The sequence below is a fragment of the Sphingobacterium thalpophilum genome, from assembly GCF_038396785.1.
Taxonomy (GTDB): Bacteria; Bacteroidota; Bacteroidia; order Sphingobacteriales; family Sphingobacteriaceae; genus Sphingobacterium; species Sphingobacterium thalpophilum_A.
In genome coordinates this window covers 4,435,308-4,452,217 of record NZ_CP151087.1, presented here as the reverse complement: position 1 = coordinate 4,452,217, position 16,910 = coordinate 4,435,308, and the positions used below count along the sequence as shown (strand labels likewise).

13 protein-coding genes are annotated in these 16,910 nt (G+C 40.1%); 7 read left to right on the top strand and 6 right to left on the bottom strand.

Annotated elements, in window-relative coordinates:
• The first annotated feature begins 149 nt into the window (after positions 1–149).
• The 3 genes from AACH28_RS19575 (at position 150) to AACH28_RS19565 (ending at position 4,745) form a co-directional block, all read left to right on the top strand.
• Positions 150–2,003, top strand: a complete 1,854-nt coding sequence (locus AACH28_RS19575; protein WP_075994179.1) for a DNA topoisomerase IV subunit B — start codon at positions 150–152, stop codon at positions 2,001–2,003.
• A gap of 37 nt (positions 2,004–2,040) precedes the next feature.
• Positions 2,041–2,883, top strand: coding sequence for a formyltetrahydrofolate deformylase (gene purU, locus AACH28_RS19570; RefSeq protein WP_341831276.1), 843 nt, complete (start codon positions 2,041–2,043; stop codon positions 2,881–2,883).
• A gap of 83 nt (positions 2,884–2,966) precedes the next feature.
• A complete protein-coding gene (locus AACH28_RS19565) occupies positions 2,967–4,745 on the top strand; it encodes a hypothetical protein (RefSeq protein ID WP_341831275.1) in 1,779 nt (592 codons plus the stop codon).
• Positions 4,746–4,825: 80 nt separating this feature from the next.
• Here AACH28_RS19565 and AACH28_RS19560 read toward each other — a convergent pair whose 3' ends face one another.
• The 3 genes from AACH28_RS19560 to AACH28_RS19550 form a co-directional block, all read right to left on the bottom strand.
• A complete protein-coding gene (locus AACH28_RS19560; RefSeq protein ID WP_336838092.1) occupies positions 4,826–5,731 on the bottom strand; it encodes a class I SAM-dependent methyltransferase in 906 nt (301 codons plus the stop codon).
• A 107-nt stretch (positions 5,732–5,838) separates the two neighbouring features.
• Positions 5,839–6,597: an ABC transporter ATP-binding protein gene (locus AACH28_RS19555; RefSeq protein ID WP_075994183.1), complete on the bottom strand. Its 759-nt coding sequence runs from the start codon at positions 6,595–6,597 to the stop codon at positions 5,839–5,841.
• Positions 6,598–6,606: 9 nt separating this feature from the next.
• Entirely contained in the window at positions 6,607–7,341 is a 735-nt protein-coding gene (locus AACH28_RS19550; protein WP_046671950.1) for an ABC transporter permease, read from the bottom strand.
• Positions 7,342–7,587: 246 nt separating this feature from the next.
• Between AACH28_RS19550 and AACH28_RS19545 the strand changes: the two genes are divergently transcribed.
• A complete protein-coding gene (locus AACH28_RS19545; RefSeq protein ID WP_112375482.1) occupies positions 7,588–8,535 on the top strand; it encodes a LiaI-LiaF-like domain-containing protein in 948 nt (315 codons plus the stop codon).
• A 45-nt stretch (positions 8,536–8,580) separates the two neighbouring features.
• The gene (ispG, locus tag AACH28_RS19540) at positions 8,581–10,596 is read left to right on the top strand and encodes a (E)-4-hydroxy-3-methylbut-2-enyl-diphosphate synthase (protein ID WP_313234271.1); all 2,016 of its coding nucleotides are present in this window, start codon (positions 8,581–8,583) and stop codon (positions 10,594–10,596) included.
• 114 nt (positions 10,597–10,710) lie between these two features.
• On the opposite strand, the gene AACH28_RS19535 is transcribed toward ispG, so the two are convergent.
• Positions 10,711–11,145: a T9SS type A sorting domain-containing protein gene (locus AACH28_RS19535; protein WP_070563202.1), complete on the bottom strand. Its 435-nt coding sequence runs from the start codon at positions 11,143–11,145 to the stop codon at positions 10,711–10,713.
• A 259-nt stretch (positions 11,146–11,404) separates the two neighbouring features.
• Between AACH28_RS19535 and AACH28_RS19530 the strand changes: the two genes are divergently transcribed.
• On the top strand, positions 11,405–13,351 hold the full coding sequence (locus tag AACH28_RS19530; protein ID WP_046671947.1) for a KUP/HAK/KT family potassium transporter: 1,947 nt from the start codon (positions 11,405–11,407) through the stop codon (positions 13,349–13,351).
• 77 nt (positions 13,352–13,428) lie between these two features.
• A complete protein-coding gene (rlmF, locus tag AACH28_RS19525; protein WP_341831274.1) occupies positions 13,429–14,340 on the top strand; it encodes a 23S rRNA (adenine(1618)-N(6))-methyltransferase RlmF in 912 nt (303 codons plus the stop codon).
• Between the two features lie 88 nt (positions 14,341–14,428).
• Here rlmF and AACH28_RS19520 read toward each other — a convergent pair whose 3' ends face one another.
• Positions 14,429–16,123 (bottom strand): amino acid permease, encoded by a 1,695-nt coding sequence (locus AACH28_RS19520; protein WP_070563207.1) that lies wholly within the window; start codon positions 16,121–16,123, stop codon positions 14,429–14,431.
• Positions 16,124–16,203: 80 nt separating this feature from the next.
• A complete protein-coding gene (locus AACH28_RS19515; protein ID WP_341831273.1) occupies positions 16,204–16,887 on the bottom strand; it encodes a hypothetical protein in 684 nt (227 codons plus the stop codon).
• Between the last annotated feature and the right edge of the window lie 23 nt (positions 16,888–16,910).

Genomic DNA, 16,910 nt, shown 5'->3' with positions numbered 1-16,910 from the left:
TTACTTACACTAAATGTAAACATTTCCCATCAAACCAGCAATTTTCTCCGGCGGCACGCAAACGATCGATATCTAAAAAATTTAGCCTTTTAAACTACTTATCGTAGTTTATTTTTTTTACTTTTGTTAGCTAAGTTCTACATTAATTTATGAGTACATATAACGAAGACAGCATTAGGTCCCTGGATTGGAAAGAGCATATTCGCCTTCGTCCGGGAATGTACATTGGAAAATTGGGGGACGGTTCGGCCTATGATGATGGTATCTATGTTTTATTGAAAGAGGTCGTTGACAACTCGATTGATGAGTTTGTTATGGGCGCTGGTAAAATTATTGATATCACGGTAAACGAAAATAAAGTTTCCGTACGCGATTATGGACGTGGTATTCCAATTGGTTCTGTGGTTGATGTTGTTTCTAAAATCAATACAGGTGGTAAATATGATAGTAAGGCTTTCCAAAAGTCAGTTGGTTTAAATGGTGTCGGTACAAAAGCCGTAAATGCTTTGTCCAGTCAGTTTACCGTACAGTCTTATCGTCAAAATATAACACGCATCGCCCAATTCTCCAAAGGGGAATTAGTCAACGATGAACAAAAAGATACCACGCAACGAAATGGGACAGCCGTAACATTTTACCCCGACGATTCTATTTTCCGGAATTATAAATATAGGCCTGAATTTGTTGAAAACATGATTTGGAACTATGTTTTTCTAAACTCAGGTCTTACGATCAACTTTAATGGGCAAAAGTTTATTTCTGAGCACGGACTAAAAGATCTATTGGAACGGAATATTGATGCTGAATCCATGCGCTATCCGATTATTCACTTACGGGGGGATGATATTGAAATCGCGATGACTCACGGCCAGCAGTACGGAGAAGAATATTATTCTTTTGTCAACGGTCAACATACCACGCAAGGTGGAACACACCAGGCTGCCTTCCGTGAAGCGCTTGTCAAAACAATCCGAGAGTTCTACAAAAAAGAATTTGACGCATCGGATATTCGTTCATCAATCATCGGCGCCATCGCGATCAAAGTGCAGGAACCTGTTTTTGAATCACAGACGAAAACAAAGCTAGGATCTCAAAGTGTAGGCCCGGAAGGTCCTACTGTAAGAGGATTTATCAATGACTTTGTCAAAAAAGCATTGGATGATTACCTACATAAAAATCCGGCTACGGCAGATGCTCTTCAAAAACGTATTCTACAATCTGAACGTGAACGTAAGGATATCGCCGGGATCAAAAAACTCGCCAACGAAAGAGCGAAGAAAGCCTCTTTGCACAATCGTAAACTACGTGACTGTAAAGTGCACTTCAGCGATAAAAATGAACGTAACCAAGAAACAACTTTGTTTATCACTGAAGGAGATTCGGCATCTGGTTCAATTACCAAATCGCGCGATGTGCAGACTCAAGCAGTTTTCAGTCTAAAAGGAAAACCGTTAAATTCCTACGGTATGTCCAAAAAGATTGTTTATGAAAACGAGGAATTTAACCTCTTACAACATGCGCTTAATATTGAAGACGGTCTCGACGGGTTACGCTACAACAATATCGTAATCGCTACCGATGCCGACGTCGATGGAATGCACATCCGTCTGTTATTATTGACATTTTTCTTGCAGTTTTTTCCAGACCTTGTCAAGGCTGGCCACGTTTCCATCTTACAGACACCACTTTTCCGTGTCCGCAACAAGAAGGAAACGATCTATTGCTATTCCGATGAAGAACGACAAAAAGCAATCGCAAAATTAGGCGCTAAACCTGAAATTACCCGATTCAAAGGTTTAGGTGAGATATCACCTTCCGAATTTGGATTATTTATCGGAAAAGATATCCGACTTGACCCGGTTATCTTGTCCAAAGACAATAAAATTCAACAGTTATTAGAATATTACATGGGCAAAAACACACCAGACCGACAAAAGCATATTGTCGAAAATCTACGTGTTGAAGTTGACCTTGAAGAAGAACTAACAAAAAAAGCGGGTTAAAATAACCCGCTTTTTTAGCAACCTACAACCACCTTTCATGCACAACCAAACTTTAATTCTGATCCAATGTCAAGATGCCGTTGGATTAGTCGCCAACATTTCAAATACGCTAGCAAAATATCAACTCAATATTGTCACCATGCGTGAATATGTGGATGAAGAAGCCAACAAATTTTTCGTGCGTGTCGTGTGTAACGGTATCGTACCTGAGCAGAAACAGCTTTCCGACTCTCTTGCCGAAGTACTTCCCCCATCCGCTCAGATACAGATAAACCCCAATAACCGCAAAAAAATCGTCGTCCTCGTGACCAAGGAGCATCACTGCCTCGCCGATATCTTGGTACGACAACACTTCGAAACATGGGGAGCGGAGGTGCAGGCAGTAATTGGTAACTATGAATCACTACGCTCCTTTACGGAAAAGTTCGATATTCCATTTCATTGTATCTCACATGAAAACCTGACAAAGGAAACATTCGAAAAACAACTAATCGCACAAATCCAAAACTATAATTTCGATTATATTATTTTAGCGAAGTTCATGCGGATCTTGTCCCCTCAGTTTGTCAGTATCTTTGAAAATAAACTGGTCAACATACACCATTCATTTCTCCCCGCTTTTATTGGCGCCAACCCGTACAAGCAGGCTCATGCAAGAGGAGTTAAGATCATCGGTGCCACAGCGCATTTCGTTACCGACCAGCTCGATGAAGGTCCCATCATCGTACAGGATATACGACATGTCAACCACACCTATACTGTAAAAGATATGGTAACTGCCGGAAAAGAAATAGAAAAGGCTGTTTTGAGTCGAGCAATTCGTCTCCTTAGCGAAGATCGTGTGATGCGCAACGACTACAAGACAATTGTATTTGAATAGTGATTACAATCATTTCCCGATAAAACAATCGTTACTTTTTTTCAGCGTTATTCTCCATTATTTCGTAAAAGAAATATTTAAGAATGACGCATACTTTTCATATCCCCGTATTAGGCTTAGCTTTCTCCATCGACTCCGCACTTAAGGTCGCACAATACGGCATCTCCTCCGTAATGTCTATTGTTGACGATGAACTAATTGAGCGCATGCGCCGCTATTACTGCGGACAATATCAAATCTCCTATCATCCGATCGCTAAAACAGAAGAAGATTACCGAGCAAAAAGAATTACGGCCTATCTCAATCTTGTACAGTTTGTGGTCAATAGGCAAATCGAGGCCTTAAAGCGTCAACCTTTTACCGAAAATTCCGAACTTACCAAATATTTTCAGCTTCTACCCGATTCACACCCTTCAAAACCAATTTATCATGCGATGGAAATTGAAAGCAATCGCGCGATTAAAACCGAGCTGCAAGATCTATTGATCAATTACCTCAAAGCGGGAGACATCGATGTTAATATTATGTCCAAAGTCGATAAAATGAATTACCAGGATGGTAACCTATTGAATCAACGTTATTCTGATGCTTCAGCAGCCTTACGTGGTTTTGCAAATTCCACACTGCATTCCTCTCTTATTCTTTCCGCAGGGATGAATCCACACCTATACGCTTACCTCGCTGAATTACCGGCTTTCTTCCCAAATAGTGAAGGTCTATTTGACAAAAAAGTCGTTTTGAAAGTAAGTGACTTTCGATCGGCGCTCATCCAGGCAAAATATCTCGCTAAGCGTGGTGTATGGGTATCTGAATTCAGAATAGAATCCGGTTTGAACTGCGGTGGTCATGCCTTCGCAACCGATGGTTTTCTTCTGGGGCCAATCCTTCAAGAGTTTAAAGAGAAAAAAGAAAGTCTGAAAACCGAACTTTTCGAGATATACCACGAATATTGGACTTCCCAAGAGCGCTCATTAACAACTCCCCCCATCATCAAATATACAGTTCAAGGAGGTGTGGGAACTGCTTCAGAACATCAGTTCTTGTTAAATTATTATGAATTCGATGCCGTAGGATGGGGATCCCCATTTCTGATGGTTCCCGAAGCAACCACGGTAGATCAAGAAACCTTAAAAGCATTGGAAACGGCCAAGCAAGAAGACTTCTATTGTAGTGGGGCATCTCCCTTGGGAATTCCCTTTAACAATTTCAGACAAAGTGGCGCGGAGTACCTACGATTGGAACGTATAAAAAAAGGGCGCCCCGGTAGCCCTTGTAAAAAAGAATACCTTATTTCGAACACAGAGTTTGGTGATAAACCGATCTGCACCGCATCACGCGCATATCAATACCAAAAGATCCAGGAACTCCAAAAACAAAACCTGCCCGCTGCGGAATACGATAAAGCCTTTGACGCCATTACGGAAAAAACCTGTCTTTGTGAAGGGCTCGCAGCACCAGCTTATCTCAAGTACAATATCCAAAAGGGCAAAGAACAGACCGCTGTATCCATCTGCCCAGGCCCAAATCTTGTCTGGTTCAAAAAACAATATTCTTTGCGGGAAATGATCGACCATATCTATGGCCGTATTTCGGTTTTTGAAAATGACAACAGACCTTTTATTTTAATTAACGAACTCAACCTTTATATCGATCATATTCAAAAATATGTCACAGACAATAAAAATATCATGAACGATAAAAAGATAAAATATGTAGCCAAATTCAAAGCACAATTACAAGCTGGAATAACCTATTACAACGAGCTTACCCAACATTTATCGCTCATTCCACAAAACATCAGCACAGCGATACCCAGACAGCTCGAACTTGCATCACTACGTTTAAAAGACATACATATTTAACTCCCTGATAGAGCTTAAAACAAACACGGGACGCTTAAATAAGCACCCCGTGTTGTTTTCAAAGAATCTTTTGACAAGTCTTACTTCGCAATTTTGCGAAATTTACCAAATACGCCAAGTGGAAGTTTTGGTCCCGCAGTTGCTTGTAAAAACAACTCCCCTATTTCTAAATTTTCCACTTTTGGAAAAGCCGTTTTAATTAAATTTTCAACAATAACAGAAGAAAAGCCTAATGAATACGTATTTAAAATCAAGAAATGTTCTTTAGGATCCAATAATTGAACGACCTCAGTCATCATTTCCATAATGTGATCTTCCAATTTCCATTTCTCTCCCTTCGGCCCATGTCCGTATGCCGGTGGGTCCAAAATAATCCCATTATACGTATTACCTCTTTTCAGCTCACGTTTTACAAACTTCAAAGCATCTTCAACCACCCAACGAATGTTATCCAAATTGGAAATCTCCATATTTTCATTAGCCCAGGTAACTACCTGTTTAATCGAATCTACGTGCGTTGTATCCGCGCCGGAAGCCTTTGCTATTAAAGATGCTCCACCCGTGTATGCAAAAAGATTTAGAACCTTCGGTTTCTCCGTCTTAAATGAACGAACAGATTCCGAAATATAATCCCAATTTACAGCCTGCTCCGGAAATATCCCGACGTGTTTAAAAGATGTCAAGCCCAATCTAAATTTGATGGCCACGTCGTTATTTTTATATTCGATGTGCCAACGGTCCTGGACCTTCGGATTTTTCTTCAACCATTCTCCAGAAGTAGCCGAACGACCTTTGAATTTGATATGGTAACGCTTGTTCCAATCCGCATCACTCAATGCCTTAGGCCATACAGCCTGAGGTTCTGGTCTGATTAAAATTAAATCACCAAAACGTTCCAGTTTTTCAAAATCACCACAGTCAATGAGTTCATAGTCCTTCCAATGCTGTGGGGTCAATAGTTGTATATTTGTTGCTGCCAAAATCAAAATTTTCCGACAAAACTAAGCTAAATTTCAATAGAAAAGAAATCTGCACGATGCTAACGCCGATCAAACACCTAAAATTAAGCGCAATAAAGCCATCTTCTCACATGTTATTGCCCCATTGAAGCCTTAGCACTTTTCATTAATGGACTTGCAAAAACAAAGTTGTTCAATTCTTCCACATCCGATCGCATCATATCCTTATTGGAACCTTCCCAGAATTTCTGTCCCTTATAGAGAAACAAAATATACTCACCGATTCCCATCACAGAATTCATATCATGTGTAACAACGACCGTCGTACATTTCAATTCTTGCGTAATTTTTAGCACCAATTCGTCAATAACAATCGAAGTCTCCGGATCTAATCCCGAATTGGGTTCATCACAAAAAAGGTATTTGGGGTTCATACTAATTGCCCGTGCAATTCCAACCCGCTTTTTCATCCCCCCCGATAGTTCCGCAGGAAACAATTTATTTCTTCCCTCTAGATTAACCTGTTCCAGACAATGATTTGCCCGATCTAATTTCTCCGCTTTAGACATCTCCGTAAACATGTCCAGCGAAAACATGATATTCTGTTCGACCGTCATCGAATCAAACAGCGCTGAATTTTGAAAAAGCATGCCTATTTCTTTTCGAATAGGAACGCGCTCTTCAAAATTCATCCGAGTAAAATCCTTGCCATCAAAAATCACCTTTCCTTTTTCCGGTTGATGCAGGCCCACAATACATTTCAATAAAGTACTCTTTCCGGAACCCGACCCCCCGATAATCAAACTCACTTTTCCAGGTTCGAAATTTGCACTGATACCCTTCAGAACGTGATTGTCTCCAAATGACTTGTTAATATCTTCGATTTGAATCATAAAATCTTTTTAAAGCATTAATGCGGTTATCACATAATCTGCAGCAAGAATAGTGATGCAGCCAACGACAACTGCTTCTGTGCTAGCTTGCCCAACTTCCAAAGCTCCCCCCTTCACATTATACCCTTTATAAGCTGATATCGAGGTAATAATAAACCCAAATACAACAGCTTTAACAAGGGCAACTGTCACCGTAAAACCATTGAAACCATCTTGAATTCCTAAAATATAATCCGCCTGTGTCACAGCACCCGAAAGTGACCCGCCCAACAGACCGCCAACTAAGGCGCATACGATGGAAATAATAACCAACATCGGAATCATGGTGATACCTGCCAATATTTTGGGTAATATCAAATAACCAGGGGCATTGATCCCCATAATTTCCAAGGCATCAATTTGCTCTGTCACACGCATGGATCCGATCTGCGAAGATATAGACGACCCAATTTTTCCCATTAAAACTAACCCCGAAATCGTTGGTCCCAATTCCAAAATATTTGAATCCCGGTTGATCGAACCAATAATAGAATTTGGGATCAAGTCCGAAACCATCTGAAAGGCAATTTGCATGGTCATAACAGCTCCAATGAAGGTAGAAATAATGACAATAAGTCCCAAAGATCCTATACCAATATCGGTCATTGCCAATACGGTTTCCTTCCAATAAATTCGACCTTTCTCCGGTCTTTTAAAAACTGATTTCAGGAGGATGAGATATGCACCAATGTGATGAAAGATCATATTATCTATTTAATTTCAATGTATTACGCCAATTTTACGACTATACTAAACCAAGTAATCCATTAAAGGTAATTAATTTCAGCAAATATATAAACAAGCGAAAACCCAAAAAGTATACGAAAAACGAAATTACTTACCGATCAATTAGTCACATTTACCGATTTTTTATGTATAATAGCCTAAACATTCATACGGTATCTCTCAAAGCGACTTACTTTTGAGACATATTAACAAACGGAATTAGTTATGAATACACGAAGAATAACAACTGGTATCACCATTCTCTTTATAGGAGTTGTCTTATTATTATCACAGCTCAACACAATTTCTTTCAACTGGGTAGGTATTTTTAGATACTGGCCGCTGTTTATTGTGCTTGCCGGAATTCGTATGCTCGTACCCAAAGACCAACAGATTGGACAGTTTGTCGCCATCGGTTCTACCGTCGTAATTTTAGGTTTTTTGACTTACATAGGGCTGTCGACACCAAAGGAACCACTTTTAACACAGCTTTTAAAAAGTAAAGGCGTCAACATCAATGTCGACGATCCCAACGATAAAACAAATTATACAACAGAAAAATTAAACGTCCCGCTGGATGATAAAATCCATAGTGCTACCCTAAACCTCGATTTGGGGGCCACTTCATTAAGAAATGATAGTAGCACTACTTCAGAAATCTTCTCGGCATTTAACACATCAAAAGAATATCTACTGGGCATAACTGTGCATGGAGAATCTGCAGACAAATTAGATATCAACCTAAAGGGAAAATTCAAAAACAAGGATTTTAACAGCAAAAACAACAATACGTTTATCGCATTAAACCCCAACATCCTATGGAATCTGAATTTTGATGTAGGTGCAATTGATGCCAGGTTAGATCTTTCACCCTACAAGATAGAAACATTGGATATCGATGCTGGAGCGACTAGTCTAAAGTTAAAATTAGGTCAACCGCTGGCAACAACTAAAATTTCTATGGATGCTGGAGCCTCCTCTATTGAAATCTCCATCCCCAAAAACGCGGCCTGTCGTATTACAAGCGACAATGCATTATCCTCGACAGATTATGAGGGCGATTTCCTAAAAAGTGAAGGCGAAGTAAAATCGACAAATTACGACTCTGCCGCTCAAAAATTCGATTTCGATATCAACGGTGGCATCGCGTCAATAAAAATTAGAAGATATTAATTGACACCCGATTTTTAGTCAAGAAAAGCTAACTTTGTGTTAGATATGGACACAAGTAATATGTTGACATTACCTGGAATCTATTGCAATTCCAAGGTAGATTATTCGAGATGGAAAACAAGGGAAATTCAGATCGGTGATATTCCCATGGGTGGCGATAATCCCATTCGTATTCAAAGTATGACTACGGTAGATACAATGGATACGATGGGCTCAGTTGAGCAGACCATTCGAATGGTAGAGGCGGGCTGCGAATACGTTCGTATTACCGCTCCAAGTATTAAAGAAGCACAAAATTTAGCTAACATAAAAGATGAACTTCGCAGAAGAGGCTATAAGGTCCCTTTAGTCGCTGATATTCATTTTACACCAAATGCTGCCGAGGTCGCTGCGCGCATCGTCGAGAAAGTAAGGGTCAATCCCGGTAACTATGCAGACAAGAAGAAATTTGATCAGCTATCTTATACCGATGCTGAATACAAGCGCGAGTTAGATCGCATCTATCAAAAATTCACTCCGCTCGTAAATATCTGTAAGGAAAATGGCACCGCTATGCGTATTGGTACCAACCACGGCTCACTTTCGGATAGGATCATGAGTCATTATGGTGACACTCCGGAAGGGATGGTCGAATCAGCCATGGAGTTTATCCGGATGTGTGAAGATCTGAGTTTCTACAATCTCTGTATCTCCATGAAATCGTCCAACCCGCAGGTCATGGTCAAAGCCTATCGATTGCTGGTCGAAAAAATGGTTTCCGAAAACATGAACTATCCCCTACATCTCGGTGTAACTGAAGCTGGAGATGGTGAAGATGGTCGTGTAAAATCTGCCGTCGGTATCGGAACACTGTTGGAAGATGGATTGGGCGATACGGTACGTGTATCGCTAACCGAAGAGCCTGAACGGGAAGCTCCGGTCGCTATAGCACTTGTCAATAGATATAGCAAAAGAAAGGCAAACATCGCGAGTCAGCCCAAACAAGAGATTGTTCAGCTCTCTCCGGAGACACCACATATTCCTTATGCCAGCCAAGAAGTAAATACCTTCATCGGCGGCTCTTTGGTACCTAGGGTTGTGGTCGACATTTCTAAGGAAAATCTAAAGGACGCTCAGATCCTTACCAAAGTAGGTTATCGCTACGATATCCTATTAGATAAATACCACATGGGTGAGCAGTCTGTAGACTTTGTTTATCTCGCAGACAGTTTACCATCCTTTACGATGCCGGCAAATCTGAAGCAAGTATATAACTATAATACCTGGTCAAAACTTACCGATCAAACCAATATTCATCCCCTCTTTACCTTAGAAGAATTCGTAAAGTCAGACAATAAGGATAAAGTCCTGAATATGGTCAAAATCTGTAATTCAGATTTATTAACCCCATTGTTTGAATCCTTACAGCTAGACAAAACAATCGTATTTATCGTAGAAACCGATTACTTGCACGGTATGGCAGATCAAAGACAGTTCTTTCGAAATCTGCAGGAAATCGGTATTGACAATCCTGTCATTATCAAGCGTTCTTATTTAGCGGAAGAATTCTCAGGACCCATTGGTGATTTTATGAATCCCGAAGAACCGATATCAAAAATACAGCTGTACGCTTCTACAGATCTAGGGGCATTATTAATTGATGGTTTAGGTTCAGGAATTTGGATTGACTCTCCGGCAACGGCATTGGAAAATATCGCCTCACTTTCGTTCGGAATTTTACAGGCGACACGATCCAGAATATCCAAGACAGAATATATTTCCTGTCCAAGCTGTGGCAGAACCTTATTTGATCTCCAAGAAACCACGCAGATGATCCGAAGCCGTACCAATCACTTAAAAGGCTTAAAAATTGGAATCATGGGCTGTATTGTTAATGGCCCTGGAGAAATGGCAGATGCAGACTATGGTTATGTTGGGGCGGGCCCTGATAAAGTGACATTATATAGAGGTCAGCAGGTGGTTAAGAAAAATGTGAGTTCAGCCCATGCCTTAGATGAATTGATCAAGATCATTCAAGATGATGGACTGTGGATCGAAGAACTACAACAAGACCAAAATTAACAAATCAAGCTATACATAAAACAGCAAAGGGGATCATTTGACCCCCTTTGCTGTTTTATGTATACGAATGAACGTACATTACAAATTACCTTTTTATCGAAAAATGTTACTTTCTTATCGAATAGAAAATCTTTTCACCACGGTTTCCGAACCTGCAACTACACGTACAAAGTAAAATCCTGTCGTTAATTTTCCACCATGCTCAAAGGAAAGATTTTGAATTCCTGAATCCAGATTACCATTCATTAATTGGAGAATCTCATTGCCCAATGCATCCATTACTTTGATAGACACACTCGACGATTTTGCCAATTTAAAAGAAAGATTTATTTGTTCAGCAATCGGATTGTAGAAAACCTTCACATTATTGATAAGTTTCTCTGTCTCCTTGATGTTATTATCTTCTCCGAATGCCTCACTGCCGTCCCAAATATGTTGCGAAATAGTATGGTCATAAGGAGACTTTGCATACACCCGAGTCAACCCGCTACACAATGTCAGTGCGGATAAAAGTGTTAAACAAGCTGCTTTAAGTAGATTTCTCCCCATAGTGTTAAATTAGACTTCAAATACTGGTTACGGTTTAATCAAATATAACGCTAACTATTTGAATTATCAACAACAAAGTTAGTATTTTGTTTAAAAGTTTTTCAGCAAATAGATTCATTCTAAGTTTCTTTTAACAAATTTTAACAGCTCTTGCGCATGTCAAAGTAAATGCTAAAATTTGGCGCAGGAAATGTACCTACTTAAAGTACAGGCAAAAAGTATATTTTTGCAGTATATTTTGAAATAAAATAATTGATAAATGGCAGACAACAGTCATCACAACAGTATCAATAAGGTGAGTTTCGCCGGATTATTGATCAGTTTAGGAATCGTTTTTGGAGATATCGGAACTTCTCCATTGTATGTTTTCAAAGCAATCATGGGACAAGGAGCCATTCAAAAGGACTTAGTCTTGGGCGGGCTATCCTGTGTTTTTTGGACACTGACGCTCCAGACAACAGTAAAGTATGTTTGGATCACACTCCGGGCAGACAATAAAGGTGAAGGCGGTATCCTATCCCTCTATTCATTGGTACGCAAACGAGCCCCTTGGTTAATTTTCCCGGCGATGATCGGTGCAGCGACCTTGTTAGCGGACGGAATGATCACCCCTGCCATCACAATATCCTCGGCTATTGAAGGTTTGGATCTCAAATTCCCAGGATTACCTACAGTACCTATTGTAGTTACAATTATCTCCTTATTGTTTATTATCCAACGATTTGGAACATCTGTTGTAGGAAAGGTTTTCGGCCCATTGATGACCATCTGGTTTACAATCATTGGTGTAATCGGTTTATCTCATCTTCACCTCGCACCAGAAGTGATGAAAGCGATCAACCCCTATTATGCTTTCCATATTTTGATTACCTATCCCCATTCGCTATTACTGATCGGTGCCGTGTTTTTATGTACTACAGGTGCCGAAGCATTGTATTCGGATATGGGACACTGTGGTAAAAACAATATCCGCATCAGCTGGATCTACGTAAAAATCACACTTATACTAAATTATTTCGGACAAGGAGCCTGGTTATTGACACAGGAAGGACGTGTCCTTGGAGGTGAAAATCCGTTCTACTCAATCATGCCCGATTGGTTTATAGGCTACGGTATCGCCATCGCGACGATTGCAGCGGTCATCGCCAGTCAAGCCATGATATCCGGATCATATACCCTAATTTCGGAAGCAGTACGGTTGAATATATGGCCTAAGGTGGCTATCCGCTACCCCAGTGAACATAAAGGTCAGTTGTATGTACCATCCATCAATTTAATTTTATGGGTCGGCTGTATGATTGTCATCTGGGTTTTTGAAGAATCAAGCCGAATGGATGCAGCCTATGGTCTTGCGATCAATTTAACGGTATTGATGACCACGATTTTAATGGGATACTTCCTCGCCATGAAAAAAGTCAACCGTGTACTAATTGCGGTATTTTTGATTGCTTATTTTGTTATTGAACTAACTTTCTTAATAGGAAATGGTGTTAAAATAGCCCATGGCGGTTGGTTGACTCTTCTGCTTGCCACTGCGCTATATATAACAATGTATTGCTGGTACACAGCGCGAAAAATTAAAAATCGTTTTGTTAACTTCATTAACATCAATAAATATTACCCCATTATCTCCGAATTGAGCGAGGACAAATCGGTCCCTCCCTATGCGTCGCATTTGGTCTATCTGACAAGTGCAAATTTCAAATCCGAGATAGAGGCTAAAATTATTTATTCAATTATTAATAAAAAGCCAAAGCGTGCGGATGTATATTGGCTCGTCCACGTTGATGTGATGGATCATCCACATACAAAAGAATATTCAATCGATCAGCTTATCCCCGGTAAGTTAATACGGGTTGATTTTAAACTTGGCTTTAGAGAGGAACAGCGCATCAGTCTACTGTTCAGAAAAGTAGTTGAGGAAATGGTGAAAAAAGGTGAAATTGACATCACCAGTCAATACGACACCCTACGTAAACACAATATTCCTGGTGACTTTAAGTTTGTTGTTTTGGAAAAAGTACTCTCCAAAACCAACCAGATGACATGGATAGAAAAAGTAATTATGGACATCTATGGTTACCTCAAAAAAATGAGTTTGTCCGAAGAAAAAGGTTTTGGTTTAGATTCCAGCTTTGTTACAATTGAACGGGTTCCGCTCAATTTTCCACAGACTTCAGAGGTCCATCTCATACGGAAAGATTAAGACTCCTCAAGGTGATGCTCAAGCATCACCTTTTTTATTCAATAGAATTGCATTACTTTTGTTGCAAATAATACATCATGGCAGACGCTAATCCAAAAAAGAAATTACATCCTAGAAATAGACATCTCGATAACTACAATTTTGAAGAATTGAGCAAAGTGGAACCTTCGCTCAAAGATTTTGTTATAGAAAATGCGTATAAAGTAAAGTCCATCGATTTTAACAACCCCGATGCTGTTAAAACGTTAAACAAGGCACTTCTAAAAAAATATTACCACATTCAACACTGGGATATCCCCAAAGAGAATCTTTGCCCCCCTATTCCGGGCCGGGCAGATTATATTCATTATATCGCAGACGTTCTTGCAAGGGACAATAATGGTGAAATTCCAAAAGGCGGAAACATCCACGTCCTCGACATCGGTGTTGGTGCAAATTGTATCTACCCCATCATCGGACATCAGGAGTATGGATGGAGCTTTGTAGGGTCTGAAATCATCAAGAGCGCATACAAAAACGCCATCGAGATAACACGGACAAATATGAGCTTAAAAAAGAGCATACAGATCCGCCTCCAAAATAATCCGAAGGCCATATTTAAAGACATTATTCTTCCAGGGGAAAAATATGATGTGGTGATCTGTAATCCCCCATTTTTTAGTTCTCAAACCGAGGCTTTACAGCAGTCCATTCGTAAGACCACAGGTATCAAAGACGCTAAAATAGACGAAAAACCGGTCACACAGGCATTTTCTGGACAAGGAAGCGAGTTATGGTGCGATGGTGGTGAAAAAGCGTTCTTGTCACGCATGATCTTTGAAAGCCAATTTCACAAAGATCAAGTAAAATGGTTCACAACATTAGTTGCCCACCGCGAAGACATTCGCTTTCTACAACACAAACTAAAGAAAATAAACGTAAAAGAGATCGAAGTGATCCGCATGGAACAAGGTAATAAGGTAAGCCGGATCCTTTTATGGAGATTCTAATAAGTCCATGATATTAAAAAAAAGGAGCTATCTTTTATGTAGATAGCTCCTTTTCTTTGATCCATTACTGTACGACGCTTCTCCTATACTAGGCTTGCGCCTGTTTATTTAACTTTGAATGTTTATAGCCATACATAAAATATACAGCCAATCCAATCACGAGCCAGATCACAAATATTATCCAGTTACTTGCCCCCAGCTCCGTCATTAAATACAGATTGATCAGAATACCAACGACAGGCAATAGGGAAAAGTTCATTTTAAAGCTATAAATCCCCAGTCCAAGCCAAGTTAACCAAAATATGATGACCAACATTTTATGTTCTAGAATTTCAAGGATGGTAAGCGATTTCCACTCCTGTATCGTTTCTTGCGCATAGCTAAAAATAAATACAATAGCAATCAGTAGCCCTGCACCAACCAAATACTTACCGTTGATGTAAGGAACTTTAAATTTGGATTTTGCCGATAAACCCGAATAATCCATATACAATACACCGGCGCACACAAGTATAAAGGCAAAAAAGGTACCGACGCTCGTTAAATCCACAAAGAAATCCATTTTAAAAAATAACGAAGGGATAGCAACCACCAAACCCGTTACAATAGTTGCAAACGAAGGTGTTTTATATTTTGGGTGAATGGTCGCAAACTTCTTCCACAACAAACCATCCCGACTCATCGTCATCCAGATTCTTGGTTGCGCCAATTGATACACCAGCAAGGCACTGGTGATGGCAATCACAGAGGTCACCGATATAATTCCGGCCATATGGTCAAAGCCCACATATTTAAACACGAAAGCAAGCGGATCCTTCACATTTAATTCGGTGTAATTAACCATCCCCGTCAAGACTAAGGTAATAGCAACATACAATACAGTACAAATCAATAGGCAATAGATCATCGCCTTAGGTAGATCGCGCTGCGGGTTTTTACACTCTTCGGCAGTTGTGGAGATCGAATCGAATCCGATAAAGGCAAAGAAAACCGCGGCCACACTTCCGAGTACACCTTTGAGGCCGTTCGGCGCAAAAGGTGTCCAATTTTCAGGTTTAATGAAAAATATACCCCCAAAAATTACGGCCAGGATAATCGCTACCTTGATCATAACCATAATCATACTCGCTTTCTGGGACTCTTTGATTCCGATATAAACCAACCAAGTAACCAAAAATGTAATGACACCTGCTGGTAAATCGAAAATAATAGGTAGTCCTCCTATTCGTGGTGCATTATTAAAAGCATCCAGACCATGTTGGTCGATTGCGGTCAGTGCAGCCGCACCATGTTGGTTCATCTTCTCTACAGCATCATAAGCATAGCCTGGTGCCATGGACAACCAAGCCGGTATGTGGAGTCCAAAGCCCTCCAGCATGGAGACAAAATACTGCGACCAGGAAATGGCAATAACCGTGTTGGAAACAGCATACTCCAAGACCAATGCCCAACCTATAATCCATGCAAATAACTCACCAAAGGCCACATAAGCGTATGTATATGCTGAGCCAGACACAGGAACTGTACTAGCAAATTGCGCATAGGCCAATGCCGTAAAAACACAGGCAAAAGCCGTAAAAACGAAGAGGAGTGATACCGCCGGTCCACCTTCATAACTCGCCAATCCAATTGTGCTGAAGATTCCAGCCCCTACAATAGCGGCGATACCCAACGAAACCAGATCTGTTACCCCCAATACCTTTGCAAGGCCCGTCCCCTCCTCTTTTTGAGTGTCATGCAGAATCTGATCAACACTTTTCTTCCGAAAAAGTCTATGTGACATGTAAATTTAGTTTTTGATACTTAAAATTATGCGAAAATAAATATTTTCAAGGTCTTATACTATTGGTATTTTCTGACAGACTAATTAAAGTCCACCAGCTCATATTGAATATACTGGTAAATTTCTTGATAATCGGTCATCTGCGTATGTAAATAGGAAATCAGCTGTTCTGCCAGAAGCTGTCTTTGCTCCACTGAAACTTCAAATTTCCACAATCGCTTACAAATATTGAAAAGCGCACCTGCAATTTTTTCTACCTGTGCATAGTCATAAATATACGCCCACTCAATAAACTGATGATAGAACTTTTCAAACTTAGGAATATCACTCAGCTGATTAATTTTCAAAAACTTCCGAACAGCATCTTCATTGACATATACCAGTGCACCGTAGAATTTATCGATGGAGACCGCTTTATTTTGTGTTAGGATATGATCCAACAATAGCTCCAACGCAATATGGGCCATAAAGGACGGACGGATAGGCAGCCCGGCTAAACTAGACTGGATTTTTAGTTTCAGCTGATGTGTATGATGAAAAAAATAAGGTGAATTGTGAAATAGACGATCGACCTCGATATGACGGTTCCAGCCTATGTACAATTGTTCCAGTAAAGGATTGTCCAAGAGCTCATCTTCATACTGACGTGGTTTTAGCATAAAGGATTTATCCGCATTTTTTAATAGATCGGGTAACAATCCACCCACCATACGTTCGGGATTAGTTGCAAACCGTTCAAAATAGAAATGTGATAAAAAATTCATACCAGCTTATTAGCGTGTGCTTT

Coding starts and splice junctions, on each gene's coding strand:
- AACH28_RS19575 (WP_075994179.1), top strand. CDS start 150: ATGAGTACATATAACGAAGACAGCATTAGGTCCCTGGATTGGAAAGAG.
- purU (WP_341831276.1), top strand. CDS start 2,041: ATGCACAACCAAACTTTAATTCTGATCCAATGTCAAGATGCCGTTGGA.
- AACH28_RS19565 (WP_341831275.1), top strand. CDS start 2,967: ATGACGCATACTTTTCATATCCCCGTATTAGGCTTAGCTTTCTCCATC.
- AACH28_RS19555 (WP_075994183.1), bottom strand. CDS start 6,597: ATGATTCAAATCGAAGATATTAACAAGTCATTTGGAGACAATCACGTT.
- AACH28_RS19550 (WP_046671950.1), bottom strand. CDS start 7,341: ATGATCTTTCATCACATTGGTGCATATCTCATCCTCCTGAAATCAGTT.
- AACH28_RS19545 (WP_112375482.1), top strand. CDS start 7,588: ATGAATACACGAAGAATAACAACTGGTATCACCATTCTCTTTATAGGA.
- ispG (WP_313234271.1), top strand. CDS start 8,581: ATGGACACAAGTAATATGTTGACATTACCTGGAATCTATTGCAATTCC.
- AACH28_RS19535 (WP_070563202.1), bottom strand. CDS start 11,145: ATGGGGAGAAATCTACTTAAAGCAGCTTGTTTAACACTTTTATCCGCA.
- AACH28_RS19530 (WP_046671947.1), top strand. CDS start 11,405: ATGGCAGACAACAGTCATCACAACAGTATCAATAAGGTGAGTTTCGCC.
- rlmF (WP_341831274.1), top strand. CDS start 13,429: ATGGCAGACGCTAATCCAAAAAAGAAATTACATCCTAGAAATAGACAT.
- AACH28_RS19520 (WP_070563207.1), bottom strand. CDS start 16,123: ATGTCACATAGACTTTTTCGGAAGAAAAGTGTTGATCAGATTCTGCAT.
- AACH28_RS19515 (WP_341831273.1), bottom strand. CDS start 16,887: ATGAATTTTTTATCACATTTCTATTTTGAACGGTTTGCAACTAATCCC.